The 16491-nt window shown below is 53.6% G+C and carries 14 protein-coding genes; 12 read left to right on the top strand and 2 right to left on the bottom strand.

The window, feature by feature from the left end:
* Window positions 1–30 precede the first annotated feature (30 nt).
* From D3P07_RS21565 to D3P07_RS21555, 3 genes are all read left to right on the top strand, one after another.
* Entirely contained in the window at window positions 31–996 is a 966-nt protein-coding gene (locus D3P07_RS21565) for a helix-turn-helix transcriptional regulator (RefSeq protein WP_119802336.1), read from the top strand.
* 95 nt (window positions 997–1091) lie between these two features.
* Window positions 1092–1715: a GyrI-like domain-containing protein gene (locus D3P07_RS21560; protein WP_259391637.1), complete on the top strand. Its 624-nt coding sequence runs from the start codon at window positions 1092–1094 to the stop codon at window positions 1713–1715.
* A 78-nt stretch (window positions 1716–1793) separates the two neighbouring features.
* Window positions 1794–2411: a hypothetical protein gene (locus tag D3P07_RS21555; protein ID WP_119802335.1), complete on the top strand. Its 618-nt coding sequence runs from the start codon at window positions 1794–1796 to the stop codon at window positions 2409–2411.
* 111 nt (window positions 2412–2522) lie between these two features.
* On the opposite strand, the gene D3P07_RS21550 is transcribed toward D3P07_RS21555, so the two are convergent.
* Complete coding sequence (locus tag D3P07_RS21550) at window positions 2523–5006, bottom strand: alpha/beta fold hydrolase (RefSeq protein WP_182914449.1); 2484 nt, start codon at window positions 5004–5006, stop codon at window positions 2523–2525.
* A gap of 219 nt (window positions 5007–5225) precedes the next feature.
* Between D3P07_RS21550 and D3P07_RS21545 the strand changes: the two genes are divergently transcribed.
* The 9 genes from D3P07_RS21545 to rbsK all read left to right on the top strand — a co-directional run bounded on the left by D3P07_RS21545 (window position 5226) and on the right by rbsK (window position 15378).
* Window positions 5226–5924, top strand: coding sequence for a FadR/GntR family transcriptional regulator (locus D3P07_RS21545; protein WP_119802333.1), 699 nt, complete (start codon window positions 5226–5228; stop codon window positions 5922–5924).
* A 94-nt stretch (window positions 5925–6018) separates the two neighbouring features.
* A complete protein-coding gene (locus D3P07_RS21540) occupies window positions 6019–7395 on the top strand; it encodes an acyclic terpene utilization AtuA family protein (protein WP_119802332.1) in 1377 nt (458 codons plus the stop codon).
* Window positions 7392–7718 carry a DUF4387 domain-containing protein gene (locus tag D3P07_RS21535; RefSeq protein WP_119802331.1) on the top strand — a complete coding sequence of 109 codons (327 nt, stop codon included), beginning with the start codon at window positions 7392–7394 and terminating at the stop codon, window positions 7716–7718. Before D3P07_RS21540 ends, D3P07_RS21535 begins: the two co-directional genes overlap by 4 nt.
* 2 nt (window positions 7719–7720) lie before the next feature.
* Window positions 7721–8614: an ABC transporter permease gene (locus tag D3P07_RS21530; protein WP_119802330.1), complete on the top strand. Its 894-nt coding sequence runs from the start codon at window positions 7721–7723 to the stop codon at window positions 8612–8614.
* Window positions 8615–8629: 15 nt separating this feature from the next.
* A complete protein-coding gene (locus tag D3P07_RS21525) occupies window positions 8630–9505 on the top strand; it encodes a carbohydrate ABC transporter permease (protein ID WP_119802329.1) in 876 nt (291 codons plus the stop codon).
* Window positions 9506–9567: 62 nt separating this feature from the next.
* Entirely contained in the window at window positions 9568–11067 is a 1500-nt protein-coding gene (locus tag D3P07_RS21520; protein WP_119802328.1) for an extracellular solute-binding protein, read from the top strand.
* Window positions 11068–11079: 12 nt separating this feature from the next.
* Window positions 11080–12231, top strand: coding sequence for an ADP-ribosylglycohydrolase family protein (locus tag D3P07_RS21515; protein WP_119802327.1), 1152 nt, complete (start codon window positions 11080–11082; stop codon window positions 12229–12231).
* Window positions 12232–12303: 72 nt separating this feature from the next.
* The gene (locus D3P07_RS21510) at window positions 12304–14415 is read left to right on the top strand and encodes an ADP-ribosylglycohydrolase family protein (RefSeq protein ID WP_119802326.1); all 2112 of its coding nucleotides are present in this window, start codon (window positions 12304–12306) and stop codon (window positions 14413–14415) included.
* A gap of 45 nt (window positions 14416–14460) precedes the next feature.
* The gene (gene rbsK / locus D3P07_RS21505) at window positions 14461–15378 is read left to right on the top strand and encodes a ribokinase (protein ID WP_119802325.1); all 918 of its coding nucleotides are present in this window, start codon (window positions 14461–14463) and stop codon (window positions 15376–15378) included.
* 85 nt (window positions 15379–15463) lie between these two features.
* On the opposite strand, the gene D3P07_RS21500 is transcribed toward rbsK, so the two are convergent.
* Window positions 15464–15985 carry a TlpA family protein disulfide reductase gene (locus D3P07_RS21500; protein ID WP_119802324.1) on the bottom strand — a complete coding sequence of 174 codons (522 nt, stop codon included), beginning with the start codon at window positions 15983–15985 and terminating at the stop codon, window positions 15464–15466.
* Window positions 15986–16491: the final 506 nt, after the last annotated feature.

Here is a 16491-nt window from a genome sequence, read left to right as displayed (position 1 = left end):
TGGCCATTTTACCAGAAAGCTCATCCTGCTATGGTTAAGCTGGATTATTTGCTTTCCGTACTGTGGCTGTTAAGCTCCAGAAGACGGGTGACGGCCGAGCAGATCGCTGAGGATTTGGAAGTAAGCGTCCGAACGGTATACCGGTATATTGATGCGCTCAGCATGAGCGGTGTGCCTGTCGTTGCTGAAGCGGGACATGGCGGAGGCTATAGCCTGCCAAGCAGCTTTGCCGGCATACCGCTGTTCTTCGATGCCAATGAGCTGAAGGCAATGGCGCATGGTGTCTTGCTGGCGCAGCAGGCACACTACCCTTATTCAGAGTCACTCATGCGATCACTCGATAAAATCAGGCATCGGCTGAACGCTTCACAGTTGGAGGAGCTAGAGCGAAGCTCATCCGGCATTGAAGTGGATGAGCCTGACAAGGCTGACGGCCTGCAGCGCGTGCTGGATGCACTGGACCAAGCTATTGTCGAAGGCAGAACATTGTCCATCGGCTATGCAAAAGCAGTTGGGGGGCCGACGAGCTTGCGGCAAATCGATCCCTATGGCCTGCTGTATCGGCATGGCCGTTGGTATGTCGTTGCCTATTGCCATAGCCGCGAGTCAATCCGGGTGTTCAGAGGGGATCGCGTCAGCGAGGTGTCGCCAGCCGGAAGCGTCTTTGTACGCCCGGCTTCTTTTTCGGCAAAAGCATATTTGAACGGCTATCTTGCTGTATCCGAACAGCATGCAGGCGAGAAGGTTCAGGTTATTTTAAGGGCAAATAACGAATTGTTGAGCGCAATTTGCAGCCAGTGGTTTTTGAAGCATAGCGCCGAGATTGAACGAAGCGAGGGCGAGGCAAGCCTGCTGATGGCGGAGGAAGCGATGCTGGATTATATGCCGCACATGCTTCTCTCCTTCGGCAAGGGGGTCAAGGTAGTGCAGCCCCTGTCATTGAAGGAAGCACTGGTTAAACTCGCCAAGGAATTGGTCCACTATCATGAATCGTAAAATCCTGAAGTCCCAGATAACTTCCCTGACAGCCATCTTGTCAGGGAAGCTGTTATATAGTGGCCTTATCTGAAATAGAAAGGCGTTGGATTGACATGATGAATGGACAGAAGCTGGATTTGGCGAAAACAGACAAGCTCTATTACACGGCATCGCTTGAGCCGAGGCTTGTTCACTTTCCAGAGCTGAATTATGTGGCAATAGAAGGACAGGGAGATCCCAATGGAGAGCGATTCCAGAAATCGACAGAAGCGATATATACAGTAGCTTACGGCGTCAAAGGTCTATGCAAGCGTGAGCAAGCCGATTTTACGGTAGCCAAGATGGAGGGGCTGTGGTGGGTCGATTCGGATGTTGAAGATCCGCTGACTGTCCCGCGCGAGGAATGGCGTTGGCGGATTATCATCCGAATGCCGGACTTTGTGGCAGCCGATCAGGTAGCGAGTGCGAGGCTAGCTGCCGCTAAGAAGAAGCCTGTGCTGGCTGAGCTGATTCAGACTGTGGCCTTTCTTCCTATTCAAGAAGGCGATTGCGTGCAGATCATGCATATCGGACCTTATAGCGAGGAGCCGGCAACGCTGGAGCGCATGCATGCCTATATAAGCGAGCATGGACTCACGGGAAACGGGCTGCATCATGAAATCTATTTGTCTGATCCGCGGAAAAGCGCGCCTTCAACCAGGAAAACCATTTTGCGGCTGCCTGTCAGGAGAATGTGATGAGGTTTGGTTATGCGCAGCGTTATGCGCAACCTTTTCCTTCCATTATTGCGTCTGTTAGGCAAGAGGTGATACGGGATGGCCAAGAAACTGGCGCTGCTGGCGTTGATGCTTGTCATTTATCTAGCTGTGCCTGGTCAGCAGGCGGACGCGCTGAAATGCATGGAGCAGCCGAACGCAGAAGAGAATGTAGAGCACTATGATGGAGTCATAGTTGCGCAAGTGGAGAAGATCACAAAGGTCGAACATACGAATACGCTCAAGCTGAAGGTCGTACAAAGCTTTAAAAATGTGCAGGAAACATCCATTAAGGTATACGAAAATGCAGACTGGGGAACAAGCGAGGCCGGGGAGAGCTACCTCTTCTACTTGAAGCAAGATAATGGCAAGTGGGAGCTGCCGCTTTGCTCGCCGACCAAGCCGCTAGACAAGGCGGCTGATGATCTGGCATTTTTGCAGGATCGGGAGATTCCTCTTAACATTGACCCTTCGGGTCCAATACAGCTTTTGGACGATAACATCCAGATTAAATCGGTAAAAGATATGGAGTCAGCCTCGCATCTGGCAGCAGCTAATTCCACACCGTCCGGTGAAAAGTTCTCGTTCCCATGGAAATATGCCGCGATTCCTCTAGGCATTGTCGGTTTCGCTGCATACGGCGTGATTCGTATACGTGCGGTAAGAAGAAGAAACTAGTGTAAAGCGTCAATGTTTCTCAAAACAAGGAAAGCCCTCTCGATTCAGGTCGCTTGCATAGGACAGAATGAGGGGCTTTCTGTTTTCTAGAGCTATTCTTTGAAGTCTAATCTATGAAGTCAATTCTAGCATTGCCAGCAGTCGATTCAGGATAACGGCCGCATGAGCTCTTGTCGCTTGAATGCCGGGGCCGAAAGCTCCGTCCGGGTAACCTTGAAGCAGCCCAAGCCCCGCCGTTTGCTTAACGGCATGAATCGCCCATGTGCTTATTTGCGCTTCATCCTTGAAGCTTGCAACTGTGCCAGGCTCCTCAGGAGCAGAGCCGTTCGCCGCAAGCGCGCGGATGGCGAATACAGCCATCTCTTCACGGGTAATCGGCTTATCCGGCCAGAACTTGCCGTCGCCGTTGCCCTGCGCGATGCCTGCCTTCATAGCTGCAGCGAGCGCATCCGCATACCAAGCATCCATTGGCACATCGAAGAACGGTTCGGCATCCGCGGCTTCGGTGGTTAGACCAAGCGCCCGAACGAGCAAAGCCGCAAATTCGGCTCGCGTGATGTTAGCCTCCGGTGCGAAACGTTCCTCTGCGCGGCCCGTCACGATCGCTTGGGCAGCAAGAGCTTCAATGTCTGCTTTGGCCCAATGCTTCTCGATATCTTTGAAGCCCGCCGTTGCAGCTTGAAGTCCGTTCTTGAACAGATAGGACAGGCCTTGCTCGAAGCCGTCCGCCCATACGTTCATGGAGTGGCCTCCGTTCACGATGCGCAGCTCCGCCGGGCTGCCGGGCACATCCTCCCATTTCTCGAATGGATAGCCGAACACATTCGACCGGTGAAGCTGCTGATACAGCGATACAGCTTGCACCTCCATGTTGTAGCGGTTAGCATCTTTCGGCAAATCCTCTTGTTCGCTGAGATGGTTCCAATCGTCATCGCCAGCGATGATGTACATCGGCACAGGCCGTTTCTTCTCCGCGTAGGATTTCAGCGCTTGCGGATAATTCAGCTCCGTCCAGCGCGCCGAATCGAACGGATCGCCGAAGGAACCGCGTTCCACTGCGCCCGATGTCGCGGGAGCTTCGCCGTCTTGAATGGCAGGGCTCAGCAGGGCAGCGCCGCCGAACAGCTCCGGATAGACAAGTGAATAGCGAAGCGCGCCGTATCCGCCCATGGAGAAGCCGACAAGTCCGCGGCCTTCGCGGGATGCGATTGTCGGATAAGTGTGGTCGATGAGCGGAATAAGGTCCTGAGTGACGGCAGATTCCACATCCCCGAACTTGCCCGAATCAACCCAGTAGCTGTTGCCTGTGACAGGCGCAACGGCAATAACAGGCGGAATCTTTTTGCTCTCGATCATGGAATCGAGAATCGGCCAGAATTTATCCCAGCTCGTCTCTGTCCCGCCGCTGCCGTGCAGCAGGTACATGACCGGGTAGCGGGTTGGCGCTTCCTCATTGTAGCCATGCGGCAGATACAGGCGGTAGCTCAGTTCCGTCCCGACCGTGCCGTCTGTATTGCCGGTGAGGCTGGCCAGCTTCGCCGTCTCGGTCGTAACGGTGCCTTGGCGCGTTGGCGTGTAGTTTTCAGCTTTGTAGGACGGGCTAAGCTCTGCGCTCTCCGCCTTGCCCATCATATAACGAAGGCCGTCCCGGAAGCCGGTCAGCCACAAGTCCGTATCGTGGCCGCCATTGATGATGCGAAGCTCGGCAGGGCTGCCCGGCACGTCTTCCCATTTCTCGAAAGGCAGGCCGAATAGGTTCTTCCGGTGCAGCTCCTGGTACAGCAGGGCGGCTTGCACCTCCATGTTGTATTTATAAGCATCCGCAGGCAAGTCTTCCTTCTCGCTGAGATGATTCCAATCATCATCCCCGGCGAAAATATAGACAGGTACACGATGAGGCTGCTTCACGTAGCTTTCGATCGCCGTTGGATAATTGTTAGCGGTCCAGAGCGACGGATCATATGGATCGCCGAACGAACCTCGCTCCACAGCGCCGGAAGTGACAGGAGGCTCATTCTTCTGAATAGCCGGACTAAGCAGCGTCACAGCTCCGAATAGCTCAGGGTAGGCCATACCGTATCGGAGCGCGCCATAACCGCCCATAGAGTAGCCCATCAGATAACGCCCGCTGCGATCTGCAATCGTGTTATGCTCGTTGTCCAGCTTGGCGATCAGATCCTTGGTGACAGCAGATTCGTAGGCGCCGAACTTGTCGGAATCGACCCAATAGCTGTTGCCCGATGCAGGTGCAACGGCAATGACCGGATCGATGGAACCGCTTTCAATCATCTCATCAAGCGTGCCCCAGAAATCGTCCCAGCCCTTTTCGTCTCCCCAGCTGCCATGAAGCAGATAGAGGACGGGATAGCCTTCCTTGCGGTTTTCATCATAGCCTTTCGGAAGATAGAGCTTGTAAGTCAGTTCGTCGTTGCCGGGCATACGGTCGCGGGTCAGCGCATCCGAGGCGAACGTTACAACTTCCGTAGTACGACCGCTCTGTCCTGCCGCTTGCGCAGGGCTAACTTGGCCGACAACGGTGAACGTCATAACGGCCGCCAATAACGCGGCCGCGAGCTTCTTCTTGCTGCGGTGCATGAACATCCCTCCAGTTGGCATTATGGCATAATTGGATCACCCAATTGTCCGATTACTATACTAATATGGCGAATATCTCCTGTCAACATGAAATGAAAGCGCTATATTTTAACTTGACACGATGGGCGAGGAGCGTTTATTCTAGTGTTGCGGTTAATTGGGTGATCCAATTATGGACCAACCGCCGCAAGGTGCATTACGAAGTGAGAGGATATTCATATGACGATTAAACGGATTAAATACCATAGGGTGTACGAGGATGTCATTGAGCAGATCAAAAACCTCATTCTTGAAGGAAACCTGACTCCGGGCGATGTGCTGCCGACAGAGAGGGAATTGGCCCAGGCGTTCGGCATCAGCCGTGGGACGCTGCGCGAGGCGTTCCGCATTCTGGAGCGTGAGGGCTTGATTGACGCCAAGCCAGGCGGGGGAAGATTCCTCAGCAAGGCGCTCGATGTTGCGGAAGACAAGAATCGCATTATGGACAATATTGAGCGGGCGACGATTATGGAGCTGCTTGAAGCCAGGGAGTTGTTCGAGACGGGAATTGTCGAGCTGGCGGCGAAGCGCGCCACAGCGGAGGATATCGAGGAGATCGAAGCGGCGTTTGAGAAGTGGGGACAGATCGATCAGGAGAGCGAAGACCGCTCCAAGCCGGATCAGGCGTTCCACTTGTCTATCGCCAAGGCGACCCATAACGTTGTATTGGTCAACATGATTGAGCTGCATATGGATTTGCTGCAACGAACGTTAAGCAAGACGGCGAAGATTCCGGGCCGCAAGAGCGAAGTGTACGAGGAGCATCTGCTTATTGTGCAGGCAATTAAGGAACGCGACTCCGTCAAAGCCAAGCTTGCTCTGCTTCATCATCTGGGCAAGGTTAAGGAGAACATTCAGAAAAACTACGTTCATGCTTGAGCGAGGGAAATATTGCCCTCACTTCATTTAATTGGATCACCCAATTATCCAAATATGGCATGAATGAATACGAAGCATAAAAGAGGGATTGCACATGAACACAGACATTCGGATTTTATCGCCATGCGGCATGCTGGGGTATGGATTCCCGGAGCAATCCTTTTTAAGAGGCATGGAACAGCAGATTCACGGCATCGTCGTCGATGCCGGATCGACAGACGCAGGTCCGCACAAGCTGGGCGCTGGCGTATCTATTGTCAGCAAGCGCGCGGCCAAGAAAGACCTGGACATTATGATTGCCAGCGGGGTTCCCCGGGGCATCCCGATTATTATTGGATCGGCTGGAGGCTCGGGCGCAGCGAAGCATGTGAACTGGACGCTTGACATTATACAGGAAATATTGCAGGAGAGGGACTTACAGGCGAGAATTTCCGTCATCTGGGCGGACTTTACGCAGGAGGAAGTGTTGCAGGCGACCCGCGAGGGGCGTATCCACACCCTAAGCCCCAACATTCCTCCGCTCGATGAAGCGGCGATTTGCGAGACGAACAGTATCGTTGCCCAGATGGGCCATGAGCCGATCGTGGAGGCGCTGCGCCAAGGTGCGGATATCATCGTATGCGGCCGCGCTTATGATCCATCGCCGTTCGCGGCAATCGGCATCTACCACGGCAAGGACCCGGGGCTCTCTTATCATTTGGGCAAAATCCTGGAATGCGGTGCGTTATGCGCAGAGCCTGGCACGACCAAGGACAGCATTCTCGGCACCATTACCGAAGATGCGTTCCTGGTGCAATCGCTGAATCCGGCGCGGAAGTGCAGCCCGACGAGCGTGGCGGCCCATACCTTTTACGAGAAAGAGCATCCTTACATCCTGCATGGGCCGGGCTTCACGCTCGATCTGGAGCATTGCCGGTTCGAGGAGCAAGAGGAAGGCGTCGTACGGGTAACGGGCAGCCGGTACATCCCGGCCGAGACCTACAAGATCAAGCTGGAAGGCGCCAGGCTGGTCGCTTATCGCACCTTCGTCGTGGCCGGCATTCGCGATCCGATTCTAATCGGCAAGCTGGAGGAAATAGAGGCGCTGGTGAAGCAAGGCGCGCAGGACTATTACAACGACATTCCTGTATCCGATTACAGCATTCATTTCTATAATTACGGCGTGAACGGCGTGCTGGGGGACAAAGAGCCCGAGACGTTCCGCGGCCATGAAGTCGGCGTCATGTTCGAGGTGGTCGCGAAGACGCAGGAGCTCGCGAGTAGCCTATGCGCCACCGTCCGGTCCACCTTCCTGCATTACGGCTACGAAGGACGGAAGTCGACGGCAGGCAATCTGGCCTTCCCGTTCGCGCCAAGCGATATCGAGTTTGGCCCGGTGTACGAGTTTTCGGTATACCACTTGATGGAGATGAGCAAGGAAAGCTTCCGCATCGAGCGGATTGAGTTTCAATTAGGAGAGGATAGACCGTGACCCAACTCGGCCAGCTTGCGAAGGTGCTGAGGAGCAAAAACTCCGGCCCCTTCGAGCTCACATTAGACGTATTGTTCGATTCCGAAGAGAATTACCGAATGGTGAAGGCATCCGGACGCATCACGAAGGAAACCGTCTGCGAGCTGTACGGCATTACGGAGGAGCAGATTCACCATCTGGTCTTTTTCGATCAGGCGCTTGGCTTCAAGATTACCATTTCCCGAGACATTTCGTCCGGTACGGTCGGCGATCGTGACGTATACGGCGCCCAGCAGCATGCGCCTCTTATGATGCTTGCCATCGACACCGCGAGGGAGGGATAGACATGAAAGCTCTAAGACGCATGCGGCAGGATTGGGTGCTGTATGCCATGCTCGCTTTGCCCATGCTTTACTTTGTCATTTTTCATCTTATACCGTTGTACGGCATGAAGCTGGCATTCCAGGATTACCGCATCCTTGGCGATCATGTCTGGGTCGGCTGGAAGCACTTCAACGTCTTGTTCAGCTCTCCAGCCTTCACGTCGGTGATGCAGAATACGATCATCATCAGCTTGATGAAAATCATCTTCGTCTTTCCGATCCCGATCGCCATGTCGCTTCTGATCAACGAGGTGCGCAGCTCGAAGTACCGGAAGTACGTGCAGTCCGTCGTTTACCTGCCCCACTTCCTATCTTGGGTTGTCATTGCGGGTATATGGATCAGCTTGCTGAATCCGACTGAGGGCGGCGTGAACCTGATCGGCAATTTCTTCGGCCTTCCGTCCGTCGACTATATGACAAGCAAAGACCATATTCGCTGGGTGTTCGTCGTGTCAGAGATTTGGAGAAGCGCCGGCTGGGATTCCATCATCTATCTCGCGGCGATCATGAAGATCAGCCCGGGGCTGTACGAAGCGGCGAAGATCGACGGAGCAACAAGGCTCCAGCAGATGACATTCATTACGCTTCCACATCTATACAGCACAATTGTAACCGTCTTCATTCTGAATCTGGGCTTCTTCATGAATGCGGGCTTTGACCAAGTTTTTAACTTCATGAACGATTCCGTCATCAGCGTCGTCGATATTTTGGATACGTACGTATACCGGATCGGTATCGGCAACGGCCAGTTCGCTTATGCGACGGCAGCCAGCTTGTTCAAAGGCGTGATCGGTATCGTGCTTATTCTCGGCACGCATTTCATCTCAAAACGCATCTCGGGCAAAGGCGTCTGGTAAAGGAGGGACTATGCAATGAGACGACTGGAACTATCCAAAATTATCATCTACGTCATTCTGTTTCTGTCCACGCTCGCCGTGCTGGTTCCGATCCTGAACCTGCTGGCGCTGTCCTTGACGGCGCCTGGAAGAGCCCATCTGATGAGCGGCCTCGACATTATTCCGAAGGGCTTCTCACTGATGAACTACGAGCTGCTCCTGTCCAATCCGCTTATTACGGGCAGTATTGTTAATTCGGTCTGGATCACGGGCGCCGGCACGCTGCTTAACCTGATACTGACATCGATGGCGGCGTATGTGCTCGCTAGAACGAACTTTATCGGGAAGAAGCTGGTGCTGCTCTTCCTGATCGTCATCATGGTATTCGAGCCGGGGCTCATTCCGGAATACTTGCTGGTGAAGGACCTTGGACTCATGAACAAGCTGACGGCGCTCATCCTGTACAAAGCCGTGAACGTGTACTACTTGTTCATCCTCATGCGGTTCTTCCAGGACATTCCGGAGGAAATCATGGAGGCGGCACGGATTGACGGAGCGGGTCACTTCCGCATGTATACTAGAATCCTGCTGCCATTATCCAAGCCGGGACTTGCAACGATGGGTCTGTTCTACGGTGTATTCCGCTGGAACGAATATTTCCGGGCCACCATCTATATCTCCGAGCCAAGCAAGTGGCCGCTGCAGGTGGTATTGAGACAGTTCGTTGTCCGGAAGGACAATACGTCCATCATCGGCAACCAGAACAATCTGTTCGACAGCTCCGTTACCTTTGACTTTGCTTCCCTGCAGGCCGGTACGATTATGATTGCGATTGTGCCGCTGCTGATCCTATATCCGTTTATTCTGAAGTATTACGCGAAAGGAGCGCTTGAAGGAGGGGTGAAGGATTAGCTCGGGAAGACACTGCGAAAGCAGGAATGGAAGTGCCAATTTATTAAAGGGGAGAATCAACCATGAAAAAAGTAAGCCTGGTACTCATCATTGCAATGCTGGTAACGGTTATTGCCGCATGCAGCTCCAACTCAAACTCGCCTGGCAGCAACCAACCGTCGAATGAACCCGGAACCGCTTCACCGAATCCAAGCGCAGATCCTGTTACGCTGAAGATCGTATACAAAGACGAAGGTACGGCCAACCCGGTTTCCGTCAAATTTTTCGAGACATTAGAGAAAGCGCTTAAGGAGGACGAAGGGCTGGACGTGAAGTTCGAGCTGGTCGATCTGGCGCAAGGCAGCTATGCCGAAAACCTGAACCTGCTTCTACTGGGCGGCACAATCCCTGATGTGATCTACTTCCAAGGCGGCGACCAACAGATCTCCGAGCAAGGACTGCTGGAGGATCTGACGCCATATATCGAAAAATCCAAGTATGTCAAAGACATCATCGAGCCGCATAACGCAACCAGAATGGCGAGTTATCCGTACCTGATGTGGATCAAGCCGCTTGCGTCGAAGACGCCGGTCGTGCGCGAGGATTGGCTGAACGCGATGGACAGCTCTAAGGCATTGCTTGAGAACCCGACAGTCGACAACTACTATGCTTTCTTTAAGGAATTGGTCGAGAAGAAGCCTGGCGGCGACAAGCCTGGCTATGCGCTGACCGCTGCTGGCGATATCGCTGAGATCAACTTCATCTTCAACTCTGCATTCGGCCTGGATACCACTTGGCTGAAGAAGGAAGACGGTACGTACGAGTATTCCAAAGTTTCGCAAAATGAAAAAGAAAAGCTCGCCTTCTACAATAAGCTGTACAACGAAGGGCTGCTGGACCCGCAATTCATCACGAAGCAATGGGATACGAAGGAAGATGCGTTCTACAAGGGCGATGCGGCTGTCATTACTGGCACAGCGGGCAAAATCATCGACCTGTATGACGGCAGAATGACAGAGCTGAACGGCGACGGCGCGAAGCTGGTTGTATTGCCGCCAGCGAAAGGCGAAGCGCAAGGCTTCGGTGCAACGGATGTGACGAAGGAATCCAGAGGTCTGGCCATCTCTTCGCAATCGAAGCATAAGGACGTAGCGTTCCAAGTATTCGATTACCTGGCTAGCCCGAAAGGCCAAATGCTCGACCGACTCGGCTTTGAGAACGAGCACTACACCGTGGTTGACGGCCAGATCGAGCTGAATGACAAGTACTACAGCGAATGGTATGCGCGCTTCTGGGAGCCGCTGGAGATGAAATCCGAAACTCCGCTGAAGACGCCATTGCTGGGCGAACCGGGTTCAAGCTCGCTGCAGGCTGCATCTGACTTCTATACAGAAGACAATAACTTCATCATTCCAGAGCAATTCATTGCGAACTGGGATGCGATGAACAACCTGTACAAGGAATACGCAACCGACTTCATTACCGGCAAGAAAAATCTGTCCGAGTTCGACAAGTTCGTAGAAGCTTGGAACGCAGCCGGCGGAACAGACATTACAAAATACGCCAACGAAAACATCAAGTAAGGAGCTAATGCCATGACTTCGTTTCGTGACCGAGTGAGAGGCGTGGTCGCATCGACCGCGCTGGGCGACGCAATGGGAGCGCCGATCGAGAAGCTGACCTATGAGGGGATCAAGTCGCAGTATGGCAGAGTGGAGTCGATCATGACCCGCTGGCATAAGATGGACCTGCCCGCAGACGTCCGGCTTGGGCGAGTGAGGGGCGACGGCATTGTGACCGACGATACGCTCATGACGGTTGCGCTGATTAATGTCTATATGACGGAAGGCCGCCATCTGGACGCCTACGACATGGGCAATGAGTTCGTAAAGGAGATTGCCTTCCGGAAGACGTTCGTGCCGGAGCTGAATCAGGAGACATACATTATAGACCGGCTTTTCTATCCGGAAAAATATATCTTCATGCGCCATGTGCTCGCCAACTGCGATCCGAGAGAAGGCGGCATAGGCAACATGGTGAACTGCGGGGCGGCGATGTATATCGCCCCCATCGGCATCGTGAATGCGGGGCATCCGAAGGCGGCCTATGATGAAGCGATCCTATTCGCCATGGGTCATCAGGTCAGCTACGGACTGGAGGCGGCGGGCGTGCTCGCCGCCTGTGTAGCCAAGGCGTTCGAGCCGGGCGTGACGGTAGACGATATCGTAGAGACGGCGGTAAGCCTGGCGAAGGACGGTACGAAGGCCGCGATCGAGGAACTGACGGATAAGGCAAGAGCATTGCGCACCGAGCGGGACAACATGGACAAGGTCATCGCGGAATTCCAGGCGATTATGCTCAAGTATTCGCCGATGGGCGACGATGTCAGCCGTCATATCGACAAGGTAGGCGTGCCGAGCAATCATTATACGCCAAGCCGCCTATGGTCGATTGAGGAGCTGCCGATGGCGCTGGCGTTCATCGTGCTGAATGACGGCGACTATTACCGCTCCATGCTGGACGGGGTCAACTCCGGGCGCGACACGGACTCCATCGGCGTAATGGCTGGCGTCATACTGGGAGCGATGTATGGTCATGAAGTGATCAAAGCGTCCGACATCGAGCAGTTGAACAAGGTGAACCGGCTGGATTTGTTCGCCATTGCAGATCGATTCAGCGACATGGCGGCGAACATCATTAAGGACGATCTCCGCGCGCACGAAGCAAGGAGAAGCATATTGGAATAGTAGCTGGAAGCTGAAGCTGACACCTGTAGACAAAGAGCCTGGGCTAACGCAAGAGGGACGGGAGTGAGAGCAATGATACCGAACAATTATGTAGAAATGATTTATGCCGGATTTCTCGGCATGAATGTCGGCATCCGGCTGGGAGCGCCGATCGAGCCTGTCGTATGGACGCATGACCGCATCCGCGATGTATACGGAGATATCCGCAACTATGTGAAGGAATACAAGACATTCTCCGCGGATGACGACGCGAACGGGCCGGTCTTCTTTATCCGGGCGTTGTATGATGACGCCGTCGATCGAGAGCTGGAGCCTGACGATGTCGGAAAGGCATGGCTGAACTACGCCAGGGAAGGCATCGGTATGTTCTGGTGGGGCGGCGAGAACGTCAGCACCGAGCATACCGCTTATCTGAATTTGCAAAGGGGCATTCCCGCCCCTCGCTCCGGCTCCATCGAGGTGAACGGGCTGGAGATGGCGGAGCAGATTGGCGGCCAGATCTTTATCGATTCCTGGGGCCTATTGTTCCCGGGTAATATGCAGAAAGCGGCAGACTACGCAGAGAAGGCCGCCAGCGTATCTCATGACGGCAACGGGCTGTACGGCGCACGCTTTATGGCGGCCTGTATTGCCAAGGCATTCGAGACCAAGTCGATCGATGATGTCATCGAGGCTGGGCTGAGCGTCATTCCGGCGGATTCTACCTATGCCAAAGTGGTGCATGCCGTAATGGAGTTCCATCGCGACAACCCGGAGGACTTCCGGGCTTGTTGGCACTACCTGGATGAGCATTGGGGCTATGACAAATATACCGGCGTCTGCCATATCATTCCGAATGCGGGCGTCTGCGTGCTGGCGATGCTGTATGGCGAAGGAGACTTCGCGCGTACCGTTGAGATTGCTTCGATGTGCGGCTGGGATACGGATTGCAATGCGGGCAACGTAGGAACTATACTGGGCGTAATGGCCGGTTTGGAAGGCATTCCGGCGCATTACCGCAAGCCGATCAATGATTTTATCGTCGCTTCAAGCGTATCGGGCTATCTCAATCTAGTTGATTTTCCGACGTTCTCGAAGGAGCTGGCGCTCCTCGGCTATCGGATGAATGGCGTGGAAGCGCCTGATCAGCTGGCTCAGCGTGTGAAGCCGGGTGAGGTCTACTTCGACTTCGATCTGCCGGGCTCTACACACGGGTTCCGTACCAGCAACAGCTTCAAGACGCCGGTCGTCCGTCATTCCGCGCAGCATACGAAGAATAGCCGCGGCTCGCTGGAGGTGGTGTTCGACCGCCTCGTAACGGGCGACAGCAGCAAGCTGTACTTCAAGCCTTTCCACCGCCGCGAGGAGTTCAATGACGAGAAGTACAAGCCGACCTTTGCGCCGCTTATCGCTGCGGGCCAGCAAGTATCGGCGTCGTTCTATCTCGATCAATGGGAAGGGGAGCCGCTGACGCTGACGCCTTACGTGCGCAATACGCATACGAAGGAAGATGTGAAGCTAGCCTCGTTCGCGCCTGCATGCGGAGCGTGGACGGATGTTGTCTTTACTGTACCGGATACGGATGGAGCTGTGATCGATGAGATCGGCTGGATTCTGGAGAGCGATTCCCCGCTCTTGAACCGCGCGATCGGCAGCCTGTTCCTGGGACGATTCCATGTGACGGGAGCAGCGGAATATGCGATTGATTTTGCGAAGCAATACAAGGAGTTCGGCTCGGTCACGCCATTCGCCCAGCACCGCGGCAAGTGGGAGCTGAAAGATGGGGCGCTGCATGGCGCCAGCGAGACGGATTGCTCTACGTATTCCGGCAACTACTATGCAGGGAAAATCATTGTGGAAGCGACGGTTAAGCCAATTGCGGGGGAGAGTCACTTGCTTATTACACGAGCGCAGGGCATTAAACGCCACTATCTGGCCGGCTTCGACGGAGCGGGCAAGGTTTCCTTCATCCGCGAGGATTTCGGGCAGGAGCGCTTGATCAGCGCGGCGTATGATTGGAAGCATGGCGAGGAATACCGAATGAGGCTCGTCGCGGACGAAGAGCATTTTGCCCTGGACATTAATGGCGTTAATGTTTTGGAATGCCGGGATAGTTACTTTGGAAGAGGCATGTTTGGATTCGGCAGCCTGGGTCCGGTCGAGAGTGAATTTCGCGATGTGAAGGTATATACAGAAGTAGAATAATAGGAATATAGAGCAGCAGGCTTTATAGAAAGGAGCGTTGCAACGTTGCAGAAGCTGCTTGTTATCGGAAGCGTCAATATGGATGTCGTTAGCAACGTGAAGCAATTTCCGCTGCCTGGGGAGACCATTCACAGCAGCTGCACGAAGTTTGTACCGGGCGGCAAAGGGGCCAACCAGGCTGTCGCTGCCGCCAGAGCGGGCGCGGCGTGCGCCATGGCCGGCGCCGTAGGGCTTGACCCGTTCGGAGATACGCTCGTCGATTCCCTTACAGAGAAGGGCGTGCAGACAGAATCCGTCCTGCGCAAGGAAGGGACGTCGGGCATTGCGCTTATTACCGTGAATGAGGAAGGCGAGAACAACATCATTTTGTCCGCTGGCGCTAATGGGAAGGTGAGCGAAGAGGATATCGCCTCGCTGGTACAATGGGAAGGCACTTATGCGGCTCTGCTGCAGAATGAGATTCCGTGGGAGACGACCGTCGCTGCGATTCGCAGCGCGAACGCGCAAGGCGTGCGCGTCTTCCTGAATCCCGCGCCGGCAAGAGAGCTGCCGGATGACTTGTTCCCGCTGCTCGACACGCTGATCGTGAACGAGACGGAAGCGGCTGTCATTACTGGTGTGAAGGTGAGCGATACTGCTACCGCTGAAGCGGCGGCAGCATGGGCGCTGGCCAAAGGCGCTGCCAGCATCATCGTGACGCTGGGCGAGCAGGGCTGCTTCTTCGCCAGCGCTGCGGGCGCTCGCGCAGCCGTGCCGGCGTTCCGCGTGAAGCCGGTCGATACGACCGCTGCGGGTGACACGTTCATCGGCGCTTATGCGGCGGCGTGCGCGGACGGCCTCGCAAAGGAGGAAGCGCTGCGCTTCGCCGCTGCCGCTGCCGCTATCGCAGTCACCCGGCCTGGCGCGCAATCCTCGATCCCGGACAAAGCGGAGATTGAAGCGTTTTTGGTGAGCCAATCATAACGATATATAGCCGTACTTATGGGAAGAAGCCTCCGAGCCTGCGTGAAGCAGACGGAAGGCTTCTTTTTATTCTGTAGTCGTTCAGTTAATGGATGAGCTTAAGGAAAGATTGCTCAATATAGGAGATGTCAGCCGATCCGACGATAGCATCGATGGTTTCGCCCTTCGGCGTAATGAAAAACATCGAGGGGAAGCCGTGGCTGCCGTAATTCGTATAGAGCTGATTCGATTGATCCAGCAGCACCGGATAGTCGATGCTATACTTCTCAACATAGTCGACGACCTCGGAGAATTCGTCCCGCTGAATGACATTAATGCCATAAACGTTAATGAATTCCTTGTATTTATCGTGCAGTTCGACGATTTTCGGAGCGTCTTCGTTGCAGTAAGGGCACCAGGAAGTGAAGAACAGAAGCACGGTCGGCTTTTCGGAATAACCGATGGTAACCTGGCTGAGGTTGCTCAGGTCTTGCAGGGTAATGGATTCGTCCAGTTGATAAGAGTATGCGGGAGAATAATTGTCATAAAATTGATAGATTAGAACGCCCATTCCGCCTATGGCAAGAAACAATAGAGCATAAGTGACCCAAAAGCGCAGCTTTTTCATGAATTACGCACCCCCGCCAGAAGATTGAAAGGCACTTTTACTATAAACGATTAAGGGAAGGAGATAACGGTTTTATATAACCATAACCATTTTCTCGAAGTTATTCAAAGCTTTCTCTGCACAGTGAGAATATAAAACTTTAAAATCTATATGTATTACGGCATCCCTACAATACAACTGCTAGCAGTATTTTTCAAAATTCATATGATGTGCCTAATACCATAATTGGTAACTCAAAGTTTTATAAAAAATATTTAGACTTAGTGCAACAAAGTTCCTTCACTAGTCATCCTATAGTATAAGTCAAAACTATTGTTGGCTACGTTTATACAAGAGTAATGAAATAAGTACGACTAATATAGTCGTACTTGCAGACTGATGAGGAGCTTCACAGTATTGATCAAAAAAAATAGCTGTTAGAGGTGTGATAATTTTGAATAAGTACTTTATTGTAGTAGCTATTTTTATTATGGGCTTTATGCTTCTTCATACTCCTCAATTAAGTT

It is taken from the genome of Paenibacillus sp. 1011MAR3C5 (assembly GCF_003591485.1).
Taxonomy (GTDB): Bacteria; Bacillota; Bacilli; order Paenibacillales; family Paenibacillaceae; genus Pristimantibacillus.
The sequence above is the reverse complement of the archived record's forward strand: the minus strand, read 5'-3'. Positions and strand labels throughout refer to the sequence as shown.

Excerpts from the sequence above, each read along its gene's own strand:
- D3P07_RS21565 (WP_119802336.1), top strand. The coding sequence starts at position 31 with ATGGTTAAGCTGGATTATTTGCTTTCCGTACTGTGGCTGTTAAGCTCC.
- D3P07_RS21560 (WP_259391637.1), top strand. The coding sequence starts at position 1,092 with ATGATGAATGGACAGAAGCTGGATTTGGCGAAAACAGACAAGCTCTAT.
- D3P07_RS21555 (WP_119802335.1), top strand. The coding sequence starts at position 1,794 with ATGGCCAAGAAACTGGCGCTGCTGGCGTTGATGCTTGTCATTTATCTA.
- D3P07_RS21550 (WP_182914449.1), bottom strand. The coding sequence starts at position 5,006 with ATGCACCGCAGCAAGAAGAAGCTCGCGGCCGCGTTATTGGCGGCCGTT.
- D3P07_RS21545 (WP_119802333.1), top strand. The coding sequence starts at position 5,226 with ATGACGATTAAACGGATTAAATACCATAGGGTGTACGAGGATGTCATT.
- D3P07_RS21540 (WP_119802332.1), top strand. The coding sequence starts at position 6,019 with ATGAACACAGACATTCGGATTTTATCGCCATGCGGCATGCTGGGGTAT.
- D3P07_RS21530 (WP_119802330.1), top strand. The coding sequence starts at position 7,721 with ATGAAAGCTCTAAGACGCATGCGGCAGGATTGGGTGCTGTATGCCATG.
- D3P07_RS21525 (WP_119802329.1), top strand. The coding sequence starts at position 8,630 with ATGAGACGACTGGAACTATCCAAAATTATCATCTACGTCATTCTGTTT.
- D3P07_RS21520 (WP_119802328.1), top strand. The coding sequence starts at position 9,568 with ATGAAAAAAGTAAGCCTGGTACTCATCATTGCAATGCTGGTAACGGTT.
- D3P07_RS21515 (WP_119802327.1), top strand. The coding sequence starts at position 11,080 with ATGACTTCGTTTCGTGACCGAGTGAGAGGCGTGGTCGCATCGACCGCG.
- D3P07_RS21510 (WP_119802326.1), top strand. The coding sequence starts at position 12,304 with ATGATACCGAACAATTATGTAGAAATGATTTATGCCGGATTTCTCGGC.
- D3P07_RS21500 (WP_119802324.1), bottom strand. The coding sequence starts at position 15,985 with ATGAAAAAGCTGCGCTTTTGGGTCACTTATGCTCTATTGTTTCTTGCC.